This window comes from Cupriavidus sp. LA-1, assembly GCF_055385985.1.
On the sequence record NZ_AP031389.1, the window covers coordinates 183,536 to 204,705 of the forward strand.

At 62.3% G+C, this 21,170-nt stretch carries 18 protein-coding genes and 3 pseudogenes; 5 read left to right on the forward strand and 16 right to left on the reverse strand.

The window, feature by feature from the left end:
- Positions 1-694 precede the first annotated feature (694 nt).
- The 5 genes from ACZ5MJ_RS33190 to ACZ5MJ_RS33210 all read right to left on the reverse strand — a co-directional run bounded on the left by ACZ5MJ_RS33190 (position 695) and on the right by ACZ5MJ_RS33210 (position 4,720).
- The gene (locus ACZ5MJ_RS33190; RefSeq protein ID WP_464227030.1) at positions 695-1,111 is read right to left on the reverse strand and encodes a hypothetical protein; all 417 of its coding nucleotides are present in this window, start codon (positions 1,109-1,111) and stop codon (positions 695-697) included.
- 18 nt (positions 1,112-1,129) lie between these two features.
- The gene (locus tag ACZ5MJ_RS33195; RefSeq protein ID WP_464227031.1) at positions 1,130-1,357 is read right to left on the reverse strand and encodes a hypothetical protein; all 228 of its coding nucleotides are present in this window, start codon (positions 1,355-1,357) and stop codon (positions 1,130-1,132) included.
- Between the two features lie 33 nt (positions 1,358-1,390).
- Positions 1,391-1,672 (reverse strand): hypothetical protein, encoded by a 282-nt coding sequence (locus ACZ5MJ_RS33200; protein WP_464227032.1) that lies wholly within the window; start codon positions 1,670-1,672, stop codon positions 1,391-1,393.
- A gap of 593 nt (positions 1,673-2,265) precedes the next feature.
- On the reverse strand, positions 2,266-3,381 hold the full coding sequence (locus ACZ5MJ_RS33205; protein ID WP_464227033.1) for an H-NS histone family protein: 1,116 nt from the start codon (positions 3,379-3,381) through the stop codon (positions 2,266-2,268).
- Between the two features lie 163 nt (positions 3,382-3,544).
- Positions 3,545-4,720, reverse strand: coding sequence for a DNA-binding protein (locus tag ACZ5MJ_RS33210; protein WP_464227034.1), 1,176 nt, complete (start codon positions 4,718-4,720; stop codon positions 3,545-3,547).
- A 261-nt stretch (positions 4,721-4,981) separates the two neighbouring features.
- On the opposite strand from ACZ5MJ_RS33210, the gene ACZ5MJ_RS33215 reads away from it, so the two are divergent.
- The gene (locus ACZ5MJ_RS33215) at positions 4,982-5,146 is read left to right on the forward strand and encodes a hypothetical protein (protein ID WP_161564120.1); all 165 of its coding nucleotides are present in this window, start codon (positions 4,982-4,984) and stop codon (positions 5,144-5,146) included.
- Between the two features lie 119 nt (positions 5,147-5,265).
- Here ACZ5MJ_RS33215 and ACZ5MJ_RS33220 read toward each other — a convergent pair whose 3' ends face one another.
- From ACZ5MJ_RS33220 to ACZ5MJ_RS33230, 3 genes are read right to left on the reverse strand one after another with little or no spacing between them, the layout of a single operon-like run.
- Positions 5,266-6,705: a hypothetical protein gene (locus ACZ5MJ_RS33220; protein WP_464223524.1), complete on the reverse strand. Its 1,440-nt coding sequence runs from the start codon at positions 6,703-6,705 to the stop codon at positions 5,266-5,268.
- Between the two features lies 1 nt (position 6,706).
- Positions 6,707-7,687, reverse strand: a complete 981-nt coding sequence (locus ACZ5MJ_RS33225; protein WP_464223525.1) for an ATP-binding protein — start codon at positions 7,685-7,687, stop codon at positions 6,707-6,709.
- A 3-nt stretch (positions 7,688-7,690) separates the two neighbouring features.
- Positions 7,691-9,730: a hypothetical protein gene (locus tag ACZ5MJ_RS33230; RefSeq protein WP_464223526.1), complete on the reverse strand. Its 2,040-nt coding sequence runs from the start codon at positions 9,728-9,730 to the stop codon at positions 7,691-7,693.
- A gap of 248 nt (positions 9,731-9,978) precedes the next feature.
- Between ACZ5MJ_RS33230 and ACZ5MJ_RS33235 the strand changes: the two genes are divergently transcribed.
- On the forward strand, positions 9,979-11,208 hold the full coding sequence (locus tag ACZ5MJ_RS33235; protein WP_464227035.1) for a tyrosine-type recombinase/integrase: 1,230 nt from the start codon (positions 9,979-9,981) through the stop codon (positions 11,206-11,208).
- Positions 11,209-11,331: 123 nt separating this feature from the next.
- A pseudogene (locus ACZ5MJ_RS33240) lies at positions 11,332-11,530 on the forward strand (nitroreductase family protein); the annotation flags it as partial.
- Positions 11,531-11,887: 357 nt separating this feature from the next.
- Here the strand turns inward: ACZ5MJ_RS33240 and ACZ5MJ_RS33245 are convergent.
- Both ACZ5MJ_RS33245 and ACZ5MJ_RS33250 read right to left on the reverse strand, forming a co-directional pair.
- Positions 11,888-12,094: pseudogene (locus ACZ5MJ_RS33245) on the reverse strand (IS110 family RNA-guided transposase); the annotation flags it as partial.
- Positions 12,095-12,452: 358 nt separating this feature from the next.
- Positions 12,453-13,580 (reverse strand): IS110 family RNA-guided transposase, encoded by a 1,128-nt coding sequence (locus ACZ5MJ_RS33250; protein WP_464227036.1) that lies wholly within the window; start codon positions 13,578-13,580, stop codon positions 12,453-12,455.
- A 78-nt stretch (positions 13,581-13,658) separates the two neighbouring features.
- Between ACZ5MJ_RS33250 and bluB the strand changes: the two are divergent.
- Positions 13,659-14,132 (forward strand): annotated as a pseudogene (bluB, locus tag ACZ5MJ_RS33255) (5,6-dimethylbenzimidazole synthase); the annotation flags it as partial.
- Positions 14,133-14,688: 556 nt separating this feature from the next.
- On the opposite strand, the gene ACZ5MJ_RS33260 reads toward bluB, so the two are convergent.
- On the reverse strand, positions 14,689-15,105 hold the full coding sequence (locus tag ACZ5MJ_RS33260) for a cupin domain-containing protein (RefSeq protein ID WP_464227037.1): 417 nt from the start codon (positions 15,103-15,105) through the stop codon (positions 14,689-14,691).
- A gap of 34 nt (positions 15,106-15,139) precedes the next feature.
- Positions 15,140-15,895 carry an SDR family oxidoreductase gene (locus ACZ5MJ_RS33265; RefSeq protein ID WP_464227039.1) on the reverse strand — a complete coding sequence of 252 codons (756 nt, stop codon included), beginning with the start codon at positions 15,893-15,895 and terminating at the stop codon, positions 15,140-15,142.
- Between the two features lie 195 nt (positions 15,896-16,090).
- On the opposite strand from ACZ5MJ_RS33265, the gene pdxR reads away from it, so the two are divergent.
- On the forward strand, positions 16,091-17,620 hold the full coding sequence (gene pdxR, locus ACZ5MJ_RS33270) for a MocR-like pyridoxine biosynthesis transcription factor PdxR (protein ID WP_464227040.1): 1,530 nt from the start codon (positions 16,091-16,093) through the stop codon (positions 17,618-17,620).
- Between the two features lie 91 nt (positions 17,621-17,711).
- On the opposite strand, the gene ACZ5MJ_RS33275 is transcribed toward pdxR, so the two are convergent.
- The 4 genes from ACZ5MJ_RS33275 to ACZ5MJ_RS33290 form a co-directional block, all read right to left on the reverse strand.
- Positions 17,712-18,398 (reverse strand): FMN-dependent NADH-azoreductase, encoded by a 687-nt coding sequence (locus tag ACZ5MJ_RS33275; RefSeq protein ID WP_464227041.1) that lies wholly within the window; start codon positions 18,396-18,398, stop codon positions 17,712-17,714.
- Entirely contained in the window at positions 18,395-18,862 is a 468-nt protein-coding gene (locus tag ACZ5MJ_RS33280; RefSeq protein WP_464227042.1) for a GNAT family N-acetyltransferase, read from the reverse strand. Before ACZ5MJ_RS33280 ends, ACZ5MJ_RS33275 begins: the two co-directional genes overlap by 4 nt.
- A 918-nt stretch (positions 18,863-19,780) precedes the next feature.
- Positions 19,781-19,972, reverse strand: a complete 192-nt coding sequence (locus tag ACZ5MJ_RS33285) for a hypothetical protein (protein WP_464226707.1) — start codon at positions 19,970-19,972, stop codon at positions 19,781-19,783.
- 135 nt (positions 19,973-20,107) lie between these two features.
- Positions 20,108-21,115: a bestrophin family protein gene (locus ACZ5MJ_RS33290; protein ID WP_464226709.1), complete on the reverse strand. Its 1,008-nt coding sequence runs from the start codon at positions 21,113-21,115 to the stop codon at positions 20,108-20,110.
- Between the last annotated feature and the right edge of the window lie 55 nt (positions 21,116-21,170).

Sequence of the window (21,170 nt, forward strand, 5' to 3'; positions counted from 1 at the left end):
GAGCATCACATTAGCTGCATAGCTAATATTCTTTACCTCACCGTCGAAATAGCGCGCCAGGGATGCAAGAATTGAGACGCAAAGAAAAATGGCGTCTTTTATCTCCTGCTCAGCACCATTACCTGTGGCGGTCCTTGCCGAAGCGGCGGCTGAGTGTGCCTCAATATAATAGTCTTCGAATTGCGATAGAAAGCCATCAGGTGGGAGTGTTCTAATAAGCCTCTCGAGAATATCGGTGCTCGTGCGCAGTGATTGAAGCGCTGCCGCCTGACTATCCCCTTGAATCTTCAGTGCATCCGAGCTATCCGAAAGCCTCGAGAGACCGTCATCTAAAGCCGCATTCTGCGCCTGAATATTAAGTTTGAAGCAATATGCAAAAAGTACCAGCGCCACCCAAAATAGCACTGCCGGCCAAACAATCACTACCCCGAATGCAAACGGGAATGCTGCCTTAATTCTTTCTGGGTATAGACCCGCGAGTATTCCGGTGCCAGCCCCGAGTGCCGCAGTCACGGCTGCGAAAATTGGCTGGCTTGCAACTTTGCGCTTCCACGGCATCATGGTTGCCGACATTTAATCCCCTCTTATTTTTCTACATCAGAAATCGCTCCATCTCAGGGCACGCCATTATAAGTGGAAAAGACTAACGATGCCTTGTGACAACGGAGAGGCTGGGCGAAGCTACCCAGCCCCACTAGGGTTCAACTCGCTCCAAAGTTGCCCAAGTCCGCCATGTTCGCCAACTGGAGTGGCTGGCGGAGTTGGCCGACTTCGGCAGGTTCCAGTACCACTTACTGCCATCGCCGCGCCGCTTCTTCACGTTCAGCTTTTCGGACGCGCGTTCTGGGGTAGTTGTACTTTCGGTGTGAAATCTGGCGGTAGGCAGCCGGAGAGCCACTTGCAGCAAGGCTTTGTGACCGCCCGCATTTTGTGCGGCAGGCGTTTTTTGCAATCCATTGATCCGTAAGAATTTTTGGTGCCAAACCGCCAGATTTCGCACCAAAAGTACAATCACCCCAACAAGGAAGCGTCGCCAAACCGGCGGGCTCAGGCCGCGCAGTGCAATTCGAAGTTGAAGGACGGAGATCGCCGGCCCAGGATCGGAAGCCATACAGGCATTGTAGGTGCCTCATTGGCCTCTTGGCTGTGGTCCGGCCGTCAGCCCCCGCTTTGGCGCAGTCTCCGCATCGAGCGCCTCGCTGCGTGCTGCCGCCAGTTCGCCGCGCAACTCTTCGGCCGTGCGCTCGCTCTTCTGGCGCGCGGTGCGCTCTGCGTCCAGTTCACGCAAGCTGCGCCGCTCGCTGGCTGCGGCGCGTTCCTGCGCGAGCGTGACAGTGAAGGTTCGGCAGGATGTCAATGCTCGGAAAGGCGGTTGCCCGCTTTCAGATGGCTATCGCTCCTGCCTCTGCCAGAACCAGCGGCGCTGCCAGAAGGACTCAATCTGTACGGCTGAATAGTTTGCCTCTGGCAGAACGCCAGTGTTGTTGTCCATCGTCTTAACTGCGCTCAGCGTGTACTGGTTCCTTGCATGGACATCGATGCGATATCCATTCGACTCCATGCACGCCGTTACCAGCGCGGCGTACTTGTCGAAATATTCCTGATTGCCGGTGCTGTCTATTGCTTCGGCAGAACGCAACTTGAGAGGGGACGCGTGCGTGAGTGCTTCCATCTTGCATGCCAAGTGTTCTTGGAAGCGAAGGAAACAGCCCAGCCGAATCAGAGGCAATGACAGCGGCAGTGATTGCGAGCACGGCAAATATCTGCGGCCACAGGCCCAACCCTGTATTGTCGCTGGCAGTCATCGTGCTGGCTCCGATGTTCTTGTCTCAGATGGCGAATATTCGCAGGTTACGGGCCTGAATGCACCGACCCACGAGAACCCACAGGAAGCCAACGGGCCACGCGCCCAGCCTCGCCCACACCCAAAGATAAGGGCCAGGAACACGGTGTCCGCCAGGCGCTGCGCCTATGCCCCGCGATCCTGCCCCCGGACCCACAGGGTCAGCCGGTCATCCGGGCGATGCTTAGTCGTCCATCTGCGCCTGGATCCAGCGGATCGCGTCCGCCCGCTCAGTCTTTGCTGTCATCGCTGCCGTCACTGCCGTCGTTGCCTTCGTCCTGATTGCCAGGCAGCGCCGCCGCCCCCTGCTCGTTGCACAGCTCTTCCCCTTGGTCTTCCTACGCAGTGGCCGCCGAACTTCCGGCCTGCCGAGTTTGCTAGTCAGAATAGGGGCGGACCGGCCGCGCCCGCCAACCTGTCGTTCAGTACAAGAGATCGATTAGGAAACGCTCGGGCTTCTTGCCAATCCACGCGGGAGCCCTGCCGCGCCCCGACCAGGTCTGGCCCGTCTTGGGATTGCGGTACCTCGGGCGCGGCGCGGCCTTCGTCTTGGTCGGAACAGCGCGGGCAGCGGGCTCAACACTGGGCTTGCCCGCAATGTCCTCAATGCTGAGGTCGTACTCCTGCATCCACTGCCGGATCTCCTCCACGACCTTTGGCACTTCCGTGGCTCGCAACTGCTCAAGTTGCGTATTGACAGATGCCAGTTGAGCGAGCAGTGAGGATTTGGACGGGCTTTGAGTTGCGGTAGGCGCTTTTTGCTCCTGTCGCGGCTTCCGGGTTTGCGTCTTCTGAGTCGGCGCTTCCGGGGCAGCCTCCACTCCAGGCAGTGCTATCTGCTTCGACCCGCGCTTCCGGGTTGGGGTCTCTTGAGTCGTGACTTCCGGAGCGGCAACTTCAGCTAGGATTCTCGGCTTCCGACCGCGCTTCGGGGCCCGCGTCTCTTCCGGCGCGGCTTCCGCAGCGGCAGTTTTGGTGAGCGCTTTCGGCTTCCGACCGCGCTTCGGGGCCCGCGTCTCTTCAGGCGCAGCTTCCGGAGCTGGGGCGTAAAGCGGTGCTACCGGGGCGGCCGTTTCGGTCAGTTCGTCCTGGGCGGCAGCTTCCGTCGGTTTGTCCGTGGCCAGGACTTCAACCGGAGCTTCGGCCACGGCTTCAGTGGTCGCTTCCGAGGGCATGGCTTCAATGGGCGCTTCCGGCGCGTCAGATTCAGTCAACGCTTCCGAGGCGGTGGCTTCCATCGATGCTTCCGGTGCCACGTCTTCCGTTGAAGCGTCCGGGGCTGTGTAAGGCCGCCGGCGCCGATATGACACGGTCGCCGTCGGGCCGCTATCCCGGCTTGTGGACCAGAAGTCCAAGCGTCGGGTCTGCGTGTCAACGCTGCCACTACCGACGCATGCATCACTGGCTTCACCCATGACGGGATCCGCGTCGCGCATCGCCTCAGCGATGGGAAGCTCCATCTGACCAAGTCCGTCCGTCGCATTGCTCGCGACAACGGGTTCAACCACTTGCTCTGGGGCCAATTCGTTCTCCTTCATTGAAGTCACTGCACGTGCAGACGCTTCCTTATCCCATGGACGGTGAGACCTTGTCTCTTGCGTGTCGTTCGAACTTACCCATCGGCGTTTATGTGATGCAAGGTTGGGGGATTGCCCGTAGTCGTCCATCTGCGCCTGGATCCGGCGGATCGCGTCCGCCCGCTCAGTCTTTGCTGTCATCGCTGCCGTCACGGCTGGCGTTGCCATCGTCCTGATTGTCAGGCAGCGCCGCCGCCCCCTGCTCGTTGCCCGGCTCTTTCCCGTGGTCTTCCGGCGCGGTCGCCGGCGGACTGCCGGCCTTGCGCCGCCTTCCACCACTGCCACCGCCGTCGCGTTCGGGCGGCGCGACGCGCAAGGTGGCCAGCAGTTGGCGCGCGAGCGCCGCTTCCGCTTCGCCCCGCTCGGCCCGACGCTGTGCCGCCGCGAGTTCCGCCTGGACGGCCTCCAGGTCGCTCGCCGCCTTGCGCTGCGCCTGCTCGGTGGCCGCGAGCCGATCAGCCAGGGCCGCGGCCTGCGCTTCCAGCTTCGCGCGACCCTCCGCCTGCGCCACCGCGGCATCGCGCGCCTCGCTGCGTGCCGCCGCCAGTTCGGCGCGCAGGTCTTGGGCCGTGCGCTCGCTCTTCTGGCGCGCGGTGCGCTCGTGGTCGAGTTCGCGCAAGCTCCGCCGCTCGCTGGCTTCGGCGCGCTCCTGTGCGAGCGTCACCGCCTCGCGCGCCCGTTCCAGCTCCGTCGAGAATTGGGTTCGCAACGCTTCCAGCTGGCGCCGGCCCGCCTCCAGTTCCGTCCGGCCTGCCTCGAGCCGGGCCTGCGTCGCGGCGTGCGCCTGCCGCTCGGCGGCCAGGTCCGCCTGCACGGTGTCGTGCGCCTGCCGGGCCTCCACTAGCTGGGCCGCGATCGCCGCAGCATCCTCGCGCGCGGTGGCCGTCTCCGCGCGCGCCGCATCGCGCACGGCTTCCGCTTCGCTCGCGGCGTGCCGGGCTTCCGCGCGCAGCGTCGCCAGTTCGGCGGTGGCCGCTTCGTTGGCCGACTGCCAGATGGTCTGGACCGCCTCGGCGGCGATCTGCTTGAGGGGGTCCGGCAGGTCCGGATGGTCGATGGTCACGCGCGTACGGCCGCGCAGCTCCTGCCAGAACTGCTGCAGCACCTCGGCGGGCGTGCCCATGCTGCCCTTGCGCACCAGGCTGTAGAGCTTGTTGGCCGTGGGTGTGACGCCGTAGCGGAAGAATAGCAGGCCGCAGACCTCGCGATAGAGCGCGCGGGTTTCGGGGAAGCGCCCGCGCAGCTCGGCCAAATCAGCCTGCAGCGCGGCGTCGGTCAGATCCAGGTCGGCCACCGGCATGGGGAAAAAGTGAGTTTGTGACAATATATAATACTACGTATTACGCATAGTATCAAACTAATGTCGACATACTTTAGACATAACTGCGCTTATGTCTATAATTCTCTCTCAATCGTGTTTTTCACTCGGGCCTCGTTGGTTAAACTAAATTTGTATCCATGGTTAAACTAATTTTGTTCCGTGCCCCCTGGAGCAAAATCGCCGGGCTGCCGCGCCCCAGAGGTGCACCGCCCTCCTGCTGTTCGCAGCAAGCCTGGCAAGGTGGCGCTACCGCCGCTGGCAACCAGTGCGCTCGATCAAAACCTGCTTGAGCGGCGCCTGCCACTCACGCGGGAGCGCTGGAACCCCAAATCGACGCTCATTGCCAGCCTGCGCGAGGACGAGGCGGCGGGCTTTCGGTCAGCGCAAAACCTCGCGGCGATCTAGCTGAGCGCGGGGATCCACGGGGCTACCATCGTCTTGACTTACCTTGGCGCCCCTTTCGTGCGGCGCCCGATTACCCATGGCGGCCCGCTCCGTGCCGGAGCTCGTGCCCAACGTCGCGCTCAGAACGGAGTCGTCTGCGACGCGGACCCTTCTGCCTGCGTCCATCTAATCAGCAACAGCCCGTCGTCGGTTTCGCACAGGCGGACGCAAGATTTGGAATCGTCGCGCTCAAGCGGATCGACACCCCGATCGATGTCGTCTAGCCAAGCGGTCAACGCATCGAACGTCAGATCGACTTCCCACGTGACCGCCATATCGAGCACTGCAGTTAGCGTCGACTCCCGGACCCACTCGCAGCAGGTCCAGACGTCCTGATCTGCATATAGGTAACCGGCCGGCGCTACTGCTGCATCCCGTGTATAGCGGATGAGGCCCAAGTCGCGCATCGCGCGAGAAACGCTGCAGAAGCGCTGCCGTTCCTGCTCCGCCTGCCGATTGGAGAGCGCCAGGTCCGCACGGCCCCAGCCGAGTTGAAGTTCGTTGAGCGCGACATCGTATGGGCAGATCAGGCCCCAGCGGGGCCCCTCCTCTGGGTGCACCCTGACCCAGCGCGAGAGCCGTCCCTCCTTGGTCAGCCTCCACCGACAGCGACACGTGCCATGGCGAGCCTGCCGGTCCTGGATGGCATTCAGGCGCGTGACAAACGAAGACGGATTCGCCGAAGCGGCGTTGATGCGTATATAGAAGTGAAGAACGTCGGCAAAGCTGAGGTGGCATAACCTGAGGTGGCCGAGTTGGATTCTCGCTTGCCGCGCAAACGCGTGGCTTTCCAGACTCCACCGATCACCCGCTTCGGTCAGGAGCGGCTCGATGTCCTCGGGCGGGGGCTCAAGCGTGCGCAGCTGACCGAACGCTTGGTCGAGGGAGACCGCCCCCGGCATGCCATCGTTGCCCGACGACCAGATCTCGCCGAGCGACATGCGCGCGGCCGCGACGCTCGCCCGTGCGACCCAGCCGGCGAGCGACGCAACACGCCCCTGCTCTCGGGCGGGAAAGCCGGCATCAATGCCGTGCGGCCACGTCCTGCAGCGTTGCCGCATCACGAACTCCAACGCGCCCACGCGCTGCGACACGAGGCGGGCGGCGTGCTCCTGCGCCCAGGTCGTTTTTAGCGCGCTCAGGTGAAATGGGCACCGCGAAAGCCACCCAAGCTGATGCAGGTAGCTGTGGTAGCCGTGCTGCACACAGGTTTCGCAATAGCGGATGGCACGTCGCTCGCGACTATCGGGAGGTGGGCCATAACGACCGACATCGATGAACCGTATGGAAGGCGAGAAAACGTCTTCGAGAAGCGGCGCGGTCTCACCGAGCACGGACGCCAGGCGCCTGATTTCGTCGATCGGAAGCGGCGTGTTGCTATCGAGCGCCACACGCAAAAACTTCGCGCATTTTCCGACGTTGATGCCATTCAGTGCGCAGAAGCGGGCGACGAACGACAGCCTCGACTCGTACGGACGGAGGTTTCCCGGCCACCAGTTCACCGATGGGTAGGCCGCCATGTCAACTACCCGTCGAGATGATCCTCATGTGGTCCGACAAGTTCGCTTTAGCGAATTCCTGCAACCAGTTCTCGTAAGACGTCACGTCAACCCAGTCTCCGCCATGCGCCAGCTGGAAAAGCATCGCCTCGGTTGCCCTGGCGATGTGCTGCATCGGGAACTCGAGATGCCGGCGCGCAGATTCGGGCGAGAGTTCCACCAGCGCTTTCCACACCAGCGCGGCACAGTCTGCAAGGCGGTGCCCGGCCGCGAATTGAACCGGCGCGAAATACTTCAGGTATGAAACGCCGCTGCCCGGTGGCCATTCCGAGTCAATATCGTAGCCGTTGAGCACGTATGCGATTTCTTCCGGCGAACGCAGCCCATGAAATCGCGCATGCGCGGCCATAAAACGTGCTGCCAGGTGAGCGTTGCCGGTGATCGCCATATACTCGTGACGATAGTTCAGCTGGTGCGAGCCGACGGAAAACACGCTCAGCAGGTAGCCCTCGTAATCAAGGTCATTCTGAAGACCGAGCAACCACTTCCACTCCCGGAGCGTCAGATCCTGCGCTTCGTCGATGGCCAGTACGACATAATTACGCTGCGCGTTGTTCGCAATGGCGATGAAGCGTTGCCTGCACAGGTGGATCCCTTCCGCTCTTTTCGGTGGTTTCGCCGGGTTGGCGAATTCGAAGTTCGAGGCGAGTAACAGCTGATGCCAGAATCCTGCTTCGCTTGTCTGGCTGTCCGGACGGCGATTCCACACCACCAGCGGTACCACGGCGTTAAGGCGTTCCTGCAGCACCTGAGCGACGTACCATTGCACGCAGCGAGACTTGCCCAGCCGTGATGCACCATAGATATAGCCGCCGGGGCGCTGCTGGTCGATCCATTCGCCGAGCTGTTCAATCATCTCGTGCATGGGCGGCGTATATACTGCGTACTGCTTCGTCACGATGCAGTGTCGCGGATCGATGCGCTCGGGCAGAGGGAATCGCATGACCTACCCCGATTGCGCCATTCGACGTGGCGGGAGCATGGAGCCCGGAGTCGCGGGCTCAGTTTTGATCGCCACGTTTGGTCGCGCTGGCTTGTTGCTGGTGCCACCGTTGCGCGAACCTGTGCTGTCCTTCTGTTTGGCACGATCCATCGCAGCGTCCAGCATGGCAGCGCCGATCGACGGATCCGCTGCAGCAACCAGAATGCGTCGCGCTTCGAGGTAGGCCGGATGGACGGGTAAGCGTTTGTGTGCCTGACTCTCTACAAAGCGCATGAAGATTTCAATGGCGTCTGCGCCCGCTGGGATAGTCAGTTGTCCGTGCGAGCAGGCCTGAGAGATTGCTGCGCGAACGGCAAGACTATGTGGTGAAATGTTCCAGGGCGGCGCTGCCCGCAGTACACCGAGTGGGATGCCGTCAAGCGTGGAGGCGAGCGCTACCCGGCAATCATCCTCCTTGTGACAGACCACCCAGATCTCGGATCCTGCCAGGTCGTGCCGGTTGTGCAGCACCTCGTTGGTGTAGCGGCCGTAATAGAACTCCACATACGGGGCGCGCCCACTCGCTGCTCCGCCGCGCACGATGCAGCGCTTGCGGATGCTGAATAGCGCTTCCACAACGGCGGGATCGACTCGGCGCAAGCTCTGCTGGGCGTGGTGGTACAGGAAGTTCGCGTATGCGAGCGGCGTGCGGTTGCCAATCCCGCTGTGCGGTGTTGCGTTGTAATTGGCGATGAGCACGTCCAGCAGCTCTTCCGCATATTCGTACTGGAATCGGCTTGCCAGCGCAACGTCTTCCGGCTTCCGGCCCTTACGGTCCTGAGGCTTGGCGCCGGTGGTGTTGGAAAGACGCTGAAAGCCCTTCCCCGCCAGATTGCGGAAAAACGCCTCGATGAAGGGCCGGTCGTCCTTGCTTCGACGTTTCGAGAACGAGGTTTTCGGCTCAAGCAGCGTCGCGCGAACCGTATCGCGCAACGCGTCGCGCACGTGCTGACAGGTCTCGGCAAGGGCACCGTCTACGCTGGTCTCATCCCAGCACAGTCCAACGAAATTGTCACCCAGCACCGACAGAAGCCCGGCATCGGGCAGATACGCCTTGTCGCTAAAGCTTACCGGGCGCGCACACCATTTTCCCAATGCCCGCTTCAGCGCGCGCAGGACATCATCCTTCGAGACTTCTCGTCTCATACTGAAGTAGTAGCCGAGCACCGCGCGCGACATCACTTCAAGAATCACGATAACCCAGAGACGATGAACGATCTTCTCCCGAAAACCGCCTCCCATCAGGGGAAGCGACACGCAGAAACGTCCGTCCAGTTTGTGCGCATCCATCTCGACGCGCTGCATGAACTTCTGAACTGGCCGTCCGGTTCCGTCCCCTGTCTTCAACTTTGACACCAGCTCTGGACCGCCGCTCGCCGCCGCCAGCGCTCGTGGGTTGGCCGACAACACCCTGTCGATATACCGGCCAATCGAGACGTACCCCAGGGTCGCCGTGTTGAACGGCCACTCGTTTCGCTGTTCACATCCAAGTTCGCGGAGCTGGTCGAGAAGCCACCCGCAGTGACGTCTTTTCGACTGCCGGGTTTCGACCAGCCGCTTGCCGGACGCGCTCGCGAGAATACGCGCTTCGAATGCCTGGCGAAGCTCCGGCTGCGCATCAAGGAGCGCCTGCAGGGCACCAACGGCGCCGCCACCGAACTGACTGACATGGATCTTCCGATGGCGCCGGTAGTGCTTGATCCGGGTCCACGGAACCAGCCCGCGCCAGCCGTAGGGTCGCCCGTCCGGATGCGTTTCGAGGCAACGTTCGCGGATCAGTCGATAAGCCTGCTTTGCGCCAAGTGAGGTGAGACGCTTGATGGTGTCGGCCGTCGCGCCGGAAAGGTACAGCGAGACCGCCTGCTTTCTCGCAAAATACAACGCGCGCCGTTCTCCTTCGAGCGCCCCTTCATCCGGGCTTGCCCAGAGCGAGGTGTCGATGGCTCTCCTGCCGATTGTGCGGCGGGAGCAATGACAGCTGTCGTCAGCGTCGCGGACTTCCATGGAGGTTCCAGCACAAATGGCCACCATCGCCTATGGCCCAATCGCTATGAACCATAGGGCGCTATCGCGGGAGCCTGCAAGGCAAGGATGTGCCGGAACGTGGGCAAGGATACAATATTAGTTTAACTGTCGGCCGAAGGAACAATTTGTCTTTCAACTTTTTAAACTAATTTTGTTACGCGACCCTCTGGTTGCCCTTATTTTCCGTGTCCATGACGGGAACAAAATTAGTTTCACTGACGCCCGCCATGGCACTGCTTCCCCTCGAACCGCGCGCCAGCCTGGTCGCCCCGCTCCCCACCCCGCTCGAGCGCCTGCATCTGCCACCAGCGCTGTCCGGCGCCGCTGGCACCAACCGCGCGCCGCCTGCCGGCGCCCGAATCGCCGCGGGCGATGACCTGGCCGCCGTGACGGCCTGGCTGGCACGCTATGCCGACAGCACGGCGACGCTGGCCACCTATCGCCGCGAGGTCGAGCGGCTGATCCTGTGGGCCGTGCTCCAGCTGGGTAAGCCTTTTTCCTCGCTGACCCATGAGGACCTGCTCGCCTACGAGCGCTTCCTCGCCGATCCGCAACCGGCCGCGCGCTGGGTGCTGGCCGGCAGCAAGAAGCTCGCGCGCAGTCATCCGGACTGGCGCCCGTTCGCCGGGCCACTGTCGCCTGGCAGCGTGCGGCAGGCGATGGTGATCCTGAACGCGCTGTTCGCCTGGCTGACCGAGGCGGGCTACCTGGCCGGCAACCCGCTCGCCCTCGCCCGCCGGCGGCGCGCCCCCGCCCAGGCGCGCATCACCCGCTATCTGAGCCACGACCTGTGGGAGACGGTCAAAGACACCGTCGCGGCAATGCCGACCGAGACGGCGCGGGAACGCCTGCACGCGGCGCGCTGCCGCTGGGTGCTGACGGTGCTCTATCTGGGCGGCTTGCGCGCCTCCGAGCTGACGGCCACCCCCATGGGGGCGTTCTTCTGCCGGCGCGATGCCCAGGGCACTGAGCGCTGGTGGCTCGACGTGACCGGCAAGGGGAACAAGACCCGGCTGGTACCGGCCACCGACGAGCTGATCGCCGAACTGGCGCGCTACCGCCGCGCGCACGGACTGCCGGCCACGCCGCAGCCCGGAGAGACACGCCCGCTGGTGCTGCCGGTCATCGGCCGCGAGACGGGTCGCGACAAGGCCCTGTCACGCGGGGCGCTGCACCTGATTCTGAAAGAGGTGTTCGGCCTGGCGGCCGGGCGCCTGCGGGCGCGCGGGCCCGAATGGGAGGCGCAGGCCGCGGTGCTGGCCAGCGCCTCGGCGCACTGGCTGCGCCACACCGCGGGCTCACACATGACCGACCAGCAGGTCGACCTGCGTTTTGTGCGCGACAACTTTGGCCATGCCTCGATCGCGACCACCAGCGCGTATCTGCACAGCGAGGAGGATGCGCGGCATGAGGCCACCCAAGCGCGGCACCGCATCGGTTGGACCAGCAAGACCTAGGATGAGCCCGCATCACCAAACCGCACACAGCAAAGCCATCGATCGTCACGGCACCATCGTGGCAAGTTACCTGCATCGCGACTTTCCCTCCAGCCCAAGCGCCACCGCCACGCTATTCAGACCATGAACCCATATCGCTACGCCGACAGTGAAATTGCCGCCGTCTATCGCGTCATCCGGGGAGCGTCGCGACATGCGCCACTTTCGGCCGGACCCGCTCGATCCTGCATTGCTGGAACGCTTGTTGCACGCTGCGCATCTCGCCCCCAGCGTCGGCTTCATGCAACCCTGGCGCTTTATCCGCATCACTGACAGGAGCCTTCTATGAGGGCAAGGATGTCAACCCCATTCAGTATCGGGATTTCAGGTAGGCGGCTCGATACGTCTTTCCTTGCAAGCCATTATTTTTCGTTCACGGACTGACACGGCGGGCGAAACTGGAGGTCGGGGTGCTAAATACCGGCCATTGCCGGACTACCTTCTATCCGTGCCGGCGTGGCAGCCGGGCACCACATACCACATGCGCAAAGCGCTGGGATTACCCCTGTTACCTGCGCGCCCCATCTGAGAGGACGGCTACCCGCGGGGGTAGCCCGGCTCCTGTACGGGCGCGCTGACCTACAATCGTACCGCGTCGCTCTCCATGCTTGGATCGGAATCACCTCCACTATGGATTGAACTATGGTTTGAGGCTTGCGCCGGAGGGAATCTCGCCGTACTCGAGATAGCGCCACAGGGCAATTGCCAATCGACGGGCAAGTGCGACAATGCCAACGCGCCGTATGCGCTTGCTGCCTGGCGCGAAGCGCTCATTGAACCAGTGCGTGAGCTGACTAGTTGGCTGGTAGCGTAACCAGTTCCATGCCAGTTCGATCATGAGCCATCTTCTATGAGGGCAAGGATGTCAACCCCATTCAGTATCGGGATTTCAGGTAGGCGGCTCGATACGTCTTTCCTTGCAAGCCATTATTTTTCGTTCACGGACTGACACGGCGGGCGAAACTGGAGGTCGGGGTGCTAAATACCGGCCATTGCCGGACTACCTTCTATCCGTGCCGGCGTGGCAGCCGGGCACCACATACCACATGCGCAAAGCGCTGGGATTACCCCTGTTACCTGCGCGCCCCATCTGAGAGGACGGCTACCCGCGGGGGTAGCCCGGCTCCTGTACGGGCGCGCTGACCTACAATCGTACCGCGTCGCTCTCCATGCTTGGATCGGAATCACCTCCACTATGGATTGAACTATGGTTTGAGGCTTGCGCCGGAGGGAATCTCGCCGTACTCGAGATAGCGCCACAGGGCAATTGCCAATCGACGGGCAAGTGCGACAATGCCAACGCGCCGTATGCGCTTGCTGCCTGGCGCGAAGCGCTCATTGAACCAGTGCGTGAGCTGACTAGTTGGCTGGTAGCGTAACCAGTTCCATGCCAGTTCGATCATGAGCCATCTCGAACGTTTGTTGCCCGCCTTGCTGATGCCTTGCTCGACCTGACTTTCGCCACTACTGTAAGGCGTCGGCGTCAATCCCAGGCAGCCGGCGATTTCGCGCCGGTTGTGAAAGCGCCGCCAGCCAAACAGTTCCTTGTGTAGGAGCCAGGCACTGCCCACGCCGATCCCGCTGAGTCGCGCGAGCAGCGCGATGGCTGGCTGCGCGCCGCTCTTCACTGCCTGGTGCTGCTGGGTTTCGATGTTCTTGATCTGGGCGACGACCAACGCCAGTCGCGCGACTTCACGCTCGATCTCAGCAGCTAAACCAGCGGGAAGTTGCGAACCATGATCGTTCCACCAGTGGTTCCAGGATCGGTGCCCGATCCGAGCGACCCGCAGGTTGTGCAATACCAGCAGTGAACGAATCCGGTTGCTATGGGCCGTGCGTTCCTGCTTGAGTCGACCGAGTTCGCGATGCAAACGCCGCTCGTCTTCCTGCTCTTCGGTTGGGATCCGCGCGACTGCCCACACGCGCCGCTCGCCGGCGTAGTAACGCATCAACATCGAGAGCAGCTTGTCGCTGTCGAGCCGGTCGGTCTTGGCCCGCCGCGCACGGCGGTTGACTTCAATGCTGGCCGAATCCACGACTAGGTTACCGATACCTTGTTCCGTCAACCGGCGGTGCAGCCAGAAGCCGTCGCGGCCAGCTTCATAGCAACTGCGCACCGGGGCTTGCGGCGTCAGTCCAAAGCGTGCTTTGGCCTTGGCAATCACTTGCAGGATTGCATTCAGGTCGCCAGCCACGAGCGTATGCCGGCTCGGTCCATGCCCGCCGTCGCCCAGCGACAGCTTCCAGTTCTTCTCGCCCAGTTCGAAAGCCATGTACAGGCAGCCGGTGATCGGCGTATTCTGCCCATGAAGGGCTGTGTCAGGCGCGTCCATTTGCGTGCTCCTTTAGAGAAACGAGAGTGCGGATCTTCGTTTTACTCCAGGAGTTGCCTCCGCGGCCCTTCATAGTATCTGAGAATGCAGGTCCACGCTCTGGTCGATGCCGAACGCCAGCGCACCGCGCTCGCCCTGGGCGAACGCCAGGAGGAGTTCATGCGACTCAAGGTGGAAGGCATCCTGGACTGTGGGGAAGTACTGGTGGCAGCGCTGATGGATGGACGTGAGCGGCATATCTTCGGTCGGCGCACCATGCCGGACATGGATCTCGCTTCGGTGGCCTGCGCCATCCAGAACCTCTGGCTTGCTGCGCGCGCCGAAGGAATCGGCGTGGGCTGGGTTTCCTTGTTCGACCCTGAACAGCTTGGCCGGCTGCTGCGGCTGCCGCCCGGTGCCAGGCCAGTGGCTGTGCTGTGCCTCGGCCAGGTCGACACCTTCTATGAGAAGCCGATGCTGGAACAGGAAGGCTGGGCCAGACGGCAATCCCTGGACGAGATGGTGTTCGAGAATGGCTGGACCAACCCCAGCCCCCCAATCGCCCTGGGCTGATTATTGATCCGGCAATTGTGTTCTTAGGGATCTGGCCGGCCTGGAGGCCGGGCACGTCCGAGCGGAGGATGCGAAACGTGCGCAGCAACTGCAAGCGAGGCGTGCGCTACCGGCGCGATCCAAACCGTCGAAGAGGTCGTCACAGGCTGAATCGGGACAAGAGCTCTCAGCAAGGCGGTAGGCGCGTCCGCACGCCAAGCGAATGGCATTTCTGCACCGATCGCGGACCGCATCCGAGTATGACCCCATCCTGAGCGCGGCCCTACTCTTCCCGCCAGGCATGCTGTTCCCTGGCCGCATCCTCGCCGATCTTGGCAATCGCACGCAGCGCCTGAGAGTTGGGGGAGTTTCATGACGTTGGGCAACTCATGGCTCCATAATGCTCTGCGAACTCGCTATAAGCTTGCCCCCTCACGGCCACCAAGCCTCTACGAACCACTCGGATGCACATTGGACAGGATGACAGCTTGCTCGCGACCGTGGTCTCGAGAGCCCGCGTTGGCGTGGTAGTCATGGTGACTGCACTTCAGGTGCCTGCTGGGGTATGGGCTTGAGTCTACTTATCGATTGGTGTCGTCAGTGCCGTCTGGTTCGTGTCCACCACGAAGACCGCGAGGAGCTTGGCCGGCTTCGTCTTGCTGGCATTGGCGCTGACGGCGTGGCGGTCGCCGGGCATCTCGGAGAAGCTCTGTCCGGCCTTGTAGGTCATGGCCGGTCCGTCGTTGATCTGGCTGCGAATCTCGCCTTCCAGCACAGTCGCGTAGATGAAGGCGGAGTTGGCGTGCGTGTGACCAGGCGAGAAGCCACCCGGCCCATACTCGACGAGCACGCCCTTGATGCTCTTGCCAGGAACGTTCGGCAACTCATGCTGGTAGACGAGGGATACCTTGGCGTTCTTGGCCTTCGGTGCTTCCGCGAGAGCGCTTCCAAATGGCAGCGCGGCGGCAAGCAGACAACAGAGGATGCGGTTCATTGGGTTTCCTGTCGTTCGGATGGTGAGTTCTGGATCAGCCGGCAGCCTTTGCGCGGCGCAGCCATTCGTCCAAGCCGATGTGCCCGATGCGCGCCGCGCCCAACGGCACGAGCGACTGTTCTTCGACACGGCCGCCGTAGTACCGCGCATCGCGATCCGCTACCACCGGGCGTGCATCGCTTACTGAGTCCAGATAGCGCGCGATAATCTCCGCGAAGGGCGCCCGCTCCGGGCCGGCGATCTCGACGGTACCCTTCAGCGGCGGATCGAGTGCGATCTGCGCGAGGTTCGCCGCGACGTCGTCCGCGGCAATTGGCTGAAACAGCCCGTCGCCAATGCGCACCGTGCCGCCTTCCGTGCTGACATCCGCGATACCGCCGATGAACTCCATGAACTGCGTGGCGCGCACGATCGTGTACGGCACGCCCGCCGCTTCGACCGCATCTTCCTGCGCGACCTTGGCAGCGAAATACGCATTCTCCGGCATGCGGTCGCAGCCGACGATCGACAGCGCGACGTGATGGCGCACGCCTGCGGCCACTTCGGATTTGCCGAGATTGCGCGCCGAGGTGCGGAAGAAGTCAAGCACGGCTTGCGGCTCCCATGACGGCGCGTTCGTCACATCCACGACGACGTGTGCGCCAGCGAGCGCGTTGCTCAGGCCCTCGCCCGTAATGGTGTTCACACCGCTACGCGGCGACGCAGCGAGCGCCTCATGACCAGCCTCGCCGAGCAGCGTGACGAGACGTGATCCGATCAGGCCGGAGCCTCCGATTACGACGATCTTCATGGCAGATTCTCCAGATGAGAGTAAATGATCGCGCGGGGTGCTTGAAGGGGGCCCGCATCGCGTGAAAGGAAAGCGTTCGCCGCCCTCGCCTCGCTTGAAGGCATTGTGGAAGAATCATGCTCTATCGATAAGTGCCAAAAATTGGCGATCCGACTAGTCCATGTTGTCTCCGCTCCCTTTACCTGCGAGTTCGTCATGACCGTGCCAACTCCCGCATTGACCATCGAAATCGATCGGCAGCAGCAGTTGCCGATCTATCTGCAGATCTGCGAACGTTTCAGGACGGCAATCGCCGCGGGGCATCTGCGTCCAGGCGATCGCGTGCCCGCGCTGCGCAGCCTCGCTATGCAGCTGAACACGGCGCGCGGTACGGTCGAGCTGGCCTATACGATTCTCGTCGGCGAGGGCTACCTGCAAATGCGCGGCGCGGCGGGCACGTTTGTATCGCCGTCGCTGCCCGCAGCGTTGATGCGCTCGTCGCGTGCGCAAGTGCTCCAGAACGCGCGCGGTAGTCAGCGTGTTGACGTGCCTAAAGCGCCACATACAGCAGGCGCGTCGCGCGGTGGTCAACCGGCGCCGGGCCAGCCGGCCATCGCCGTCGCCATGAGCGGCACCCCGCGGCCGTTGCAACCAGGGCTGCCGGCGCTCGACGCGTTTCCGCGCAAAGTATGGAACCGGCTCGTTTCGCGTCACGCGCGTAGTGGCGACCGCGCGGTGCTCGCATACCCGGATCCGGCCGGCTACCGGCCGCTGCGCGAACACATTGCCACCTATCTCGGGCTGTCGCGCGGTGTAACCTGTCTGCCGGAGCAGGTGTTCATCACCGGTGGCTACCGCGCAACGCTCGAACTCGTGTTGCGCAGTCTCGCGCACCCGAACGATCGCGTATGGTTCGAGGATCCCGGCTATCTGCTCGCACGCAGCTTTCTCGCCGAGACCGGAGTACACCTCGTGCCGGTGCCGGTGGATGCCGAAGGAATCGACGTCGAGCGCGGCATACAAGTGGATGCTCAGGCGCGCTTCGCACTGGTCACACCGTCGCACCAGAGCCCGCTCGGACACACGCTGTCGCTCGCAAGACGCATGGCGCTGCTAGATTGGGCAGAGAAAGCGTCCAGTTGGATCATCGAAGACGACTACGACAGCGAGTTTCGTTATTTGGGCCGACCATTGCCGGCTTTGAAGAGTCTCGATCGGCGAGATCACGTGATTTATTGCGGCACGTTCAGCAAGGTCATGTTTCCCGGTTTGCGGCTCGCGTATGCGGTAGTGCCGGAGCGCGCCGTCGAGCGCGTCGGGCGGGTGGCATGCAGCATGAACGCTGGGTCACCGACGCTATTGCAGGCGGCGGTGGCGGATTTCATTGAGCAGGGGCACTTTGCGCGGCATCTGAAGCGGATGCGTGCGTTGTACGGCGAGCGACGCATGCTGATCGTGCATGCGCTAGAGCAAGCGTTTGACAAACGGCTGATGGTCGATTTGCCGCCAGGTGGAATTCAGTTCGCTGTGCAGTTTGCAGAAGGCCCCGATGGCCCGGTCGACGACGTCACCGTCGCCTCACGCGCCCGCGAGGCGGGACTCGCCGTGCTGCCGCTCTCGATCTGGTACGCGAATAGCCGCGCGCGCCGCATGCCGCGCGGCCTCGTGATAGGCTTTGCGAACGTTGCCGATGCGCATGAAGCGCGCCGTCTCGCGCGAATATTGCGCGCGTGTCTGGACGGCTGACGGGGCGTGTGTGGCCAGATCTCGAATGAACGCAGCACGGCAGGTACGATGCGACAGGGATGCGTCGGGAACGCATCCCGTCTGGCGTGCTTCACGCGCTTTGCGCAGCTGTTTTGGTCGCCCTGCTCGCCGCCGTGCTCGCGCTGCCGGCCGCCTGCTCGGCGAGCGAGGCGAACAGCGTATCGCCGGTGAGTTGGACGCGCGCCGCATCGAGTGCCTCGGCCACCGCAGATTCGCCCGTCACAAGCCCTTGCAGGAAAAGGAACTGCACGCTGTGGATGCCGATTGCGCTCAGCGCATAGCGCAGATACGGGGTCAGAAAATCCGGCTGCCGTGCGCGTCTGCCGCTATGGAAGCCGCCCGAACCGACAATCACGATGGTCGGCCGGTCGCGCATCAGTCCAACCTTGCCTTCCGGTGTCGAGGCGAACGTACGATGGATGCGCAGCACATAATCAATCCACAGCTTGAGCGCTGCCGGCACCGTGAAGTTGTGCATCGGCGTATTGATAATGATCGCATCCGTCGTTTCGATTTCACCGATCAGTTGTTCGGAGACATCGAGCTGCGCCATATTCGGCGTGCGCGATGTGACGGCGCGCGCGTAGTCGCGGTCGACCGGCGGCAGCCGCGCGGCTACCAGGTCGCGTTCGATCACTCTGATGGCCGATGCGTCGGCTGCGGCGTGCTCGCGCAGCATGCAGATGATCTCGTCGGCAAAACGGTAGCCATGGCTTGCCTCGCCGTGCGGGCTGGCGTTGATCAGCAAGATCTTCATGGCGTGAACTCCGCCGGATGGGAGTGAGGCGCGAGCGGTTCGACGAAGTGCATGCCTCTGGCGAGCAGCCCATTGCGGAAATAGAAACGTTGCGCAAGCGGCATGTGCAGGCCAGTGTCGAGCACGAATTGCGCGCAGCCGGCTTCGCGCGCAATCTGCCGTACCGCGTCGAGTAGTTGCGCGCCGATGCCGCCACGCTGCATCGTGCCATCGACAACCAGATCGTCGACGTAGACGAAGCGACCATACAGCAGATTGGTCAGCGCGCGATAACCTGCGAGGCCGACAATGCTGCCCGCGTCGGACGCAGCGAGCAGGCGATAGCCTTCGGCGTGCTGCCGGACCACCTGCACGGCGAACGATTGAGCATCTGTCAGATGTGGGCGCAACTGACGCATGACGTCGAATGCAGGCAGCAGTGAATCCGGCGTGTCGAGGTGAACGAAGCGAAGTGAGGTGGGCATATGCATCTCCACGAGAAACTTCGCTTACCTTACCCGGCGCACCATCTGGTCGACAGAGCCAAGAATGTGCGATTCGACCAAGCCATCTGGCGGAGGCGTTACGTCGCTCCGCCGGGCCAGCCGCGACGGCCTCGCGAGCTACCGAGCTACAAAGGCCGCGCAGTGAACGTGCTGGAGAACTTGTCTTCGGCAGCAGCGAGAAGGACGAGTTCTGCCGTGTCCAGGCGCTCGCACCGCGCCTTAACCGAGGAGCGGCGATCGTGATGAACGGATCGATAGATAGAATCGCTTCAATTTCCCGCCTGCGGAACAAATTTCTGCAAAAATTTTGTTCCTCGCCCCCAGGCGATGCCCGACTTGCGCGGCAGCTTGTGATACAACGGTGCCCGATCTACCTATCGCCACCCCCCTTTTCCTTGGGCGCCGCCGGCGAGATAGTAACGCGCCCGCGGCGGCCGCCGGCCGTGGCGGTGGCCTCACGCTCGTCCGGGCCGCGCAGACTGCGGCTAGCCGCTGCTGTTCAGGGACGGCGGAAGTCCAAATATCCGGACATAGTTTCCGCCCGCATCGCACAATTAGGGATTGATGGGTGGAGTTCTTGGTGACGCTAGATACGTTAGCGAGCGTGACAACCATACATTAAACGTCGTTCTCTGCTCATCTGACGCGACCCCTATATCGCCTCTTGCCCTCTTGCTATGCATCTGAAGATGTACAAACCAAGTCCCATTCCAGCATGCGCTCTGCGCTCCACTCTGCGTGGATGTAGAAGTGTTTCGCGTTAGCGGATCGAATCGCGTTGGAAAGGCTGCCGGCGGGATCAGGTTTCCCTCATTCGCGATCTCGAGCGTTGCTAGGGTGACGAGTTCGAACATCGCCTCTCCCCCGACAGTCCGCGCCGCTGCCCCCAGGCTCGCCTCACTTGTCCACACGGATACAGGCGGCCTTGATGGCTGGGGCCCAGCGCTGGTTCTCGGCCTGCACGAATTCGCCAAACTTCTTGGGATCGATGGCAATCGGCGTATAGCCCACGTCGACTATGCGCACGCGAAATTCGGCCTGGCTGGTGACGCGAGCAACCTGTGCATCCGCGATTTGGCCATCTCGCATCTGCTGACGGCAACTAGTGAGGGGGACGCGCAAAAGCAACTCGTTTGCCAGGCGGCCGCGGTTGAACGACGGGGTTTATTGCCGACCCACTGCCGTGCCGCTGCAGGGGTGGGAGAACGCTAGCCTTGAAATGGTCTAGAGGACAATACCGTGCTCTGCCGTTGGCTCGGGGATATCACTCTTCTCGCCAAGCATGTCCATGAGTTCGCGTTCGATCTTCCGGGAGATCAGTGCCATGGGCACGTCATTGGGCATTCCTTCGAACGGGTTCTCCGTGCTTTCGCCCACCTGCTCCAGCGCGAGGTACATCCACGAGATCATCGTGCTGAATGGAATGACCAGCCAGATCATGTTGCCATGCATGAAGCCTGAAACGCTGGCATCGAGCTTTTCGAACTCCGTAAGAATGCCAAAAGGCAGTAGCAGACAAAAGGTACGGACAAAGAGCTTGTTGACGACCGCATATTGCCTGGGATATGGATAGTCCTTGATACGCTCCGCCCGTCCTTGCTGCGCGAAGAAGCCTCTGATCGATCCTACCAACTCCAAATAGAAGGCATTGCTGATCTCGCCAGCGTCAAGGAACCGCCTGATCGTCGCTGACTGCGTTCCCAGCAAACGGCTTGTCTTGCTTTCGGCGCGCGCAAGCGCGTCGAGCTCGGCCTGTGGCAGATACCGTGCAAGCGCCTCGTCCAATGGCGTCTCCCACTCTGGAACCCGGTAGTACATCCGGTACTCCACGTTGGATGCCTTGTCTACGTTTTCCCAGATCCTTGGGGCCCTCAGTTGGTAGCGCAGCGCCGTCAGCCACGCGCAATGCCGGAGAATCAGTTCTCGCCCGCCCGCCTGCCCTGCCAAGAAGTCCCGGCTCATCACACCCAGGCACCGGCTGCTATTCAGAATCTCAGTCCAGATCTGCTGTGCCTCCAAGGCCCTGCTGTAGGTCTGCACGTTCCTGAAACCCACGATGAATGACGTGGCCGTGCCAAGCAGCACCACAACCGAGACCGGGATCGACAGCCATTTGAGTCCGAGGAACTGATAGAGGAAAACGGGCAGCGAGCCGCACGCTAGCGAGGCATAGAGTAGCCGTCTCGACCAGAACGTGAACTCGGATATTGTGTACGATTTTCCCAAGTGCATGGTGTGCATCTCACAGCGGTGTGGCAGGTCGCAGGGCTGAGGTCCGAACTGCCGG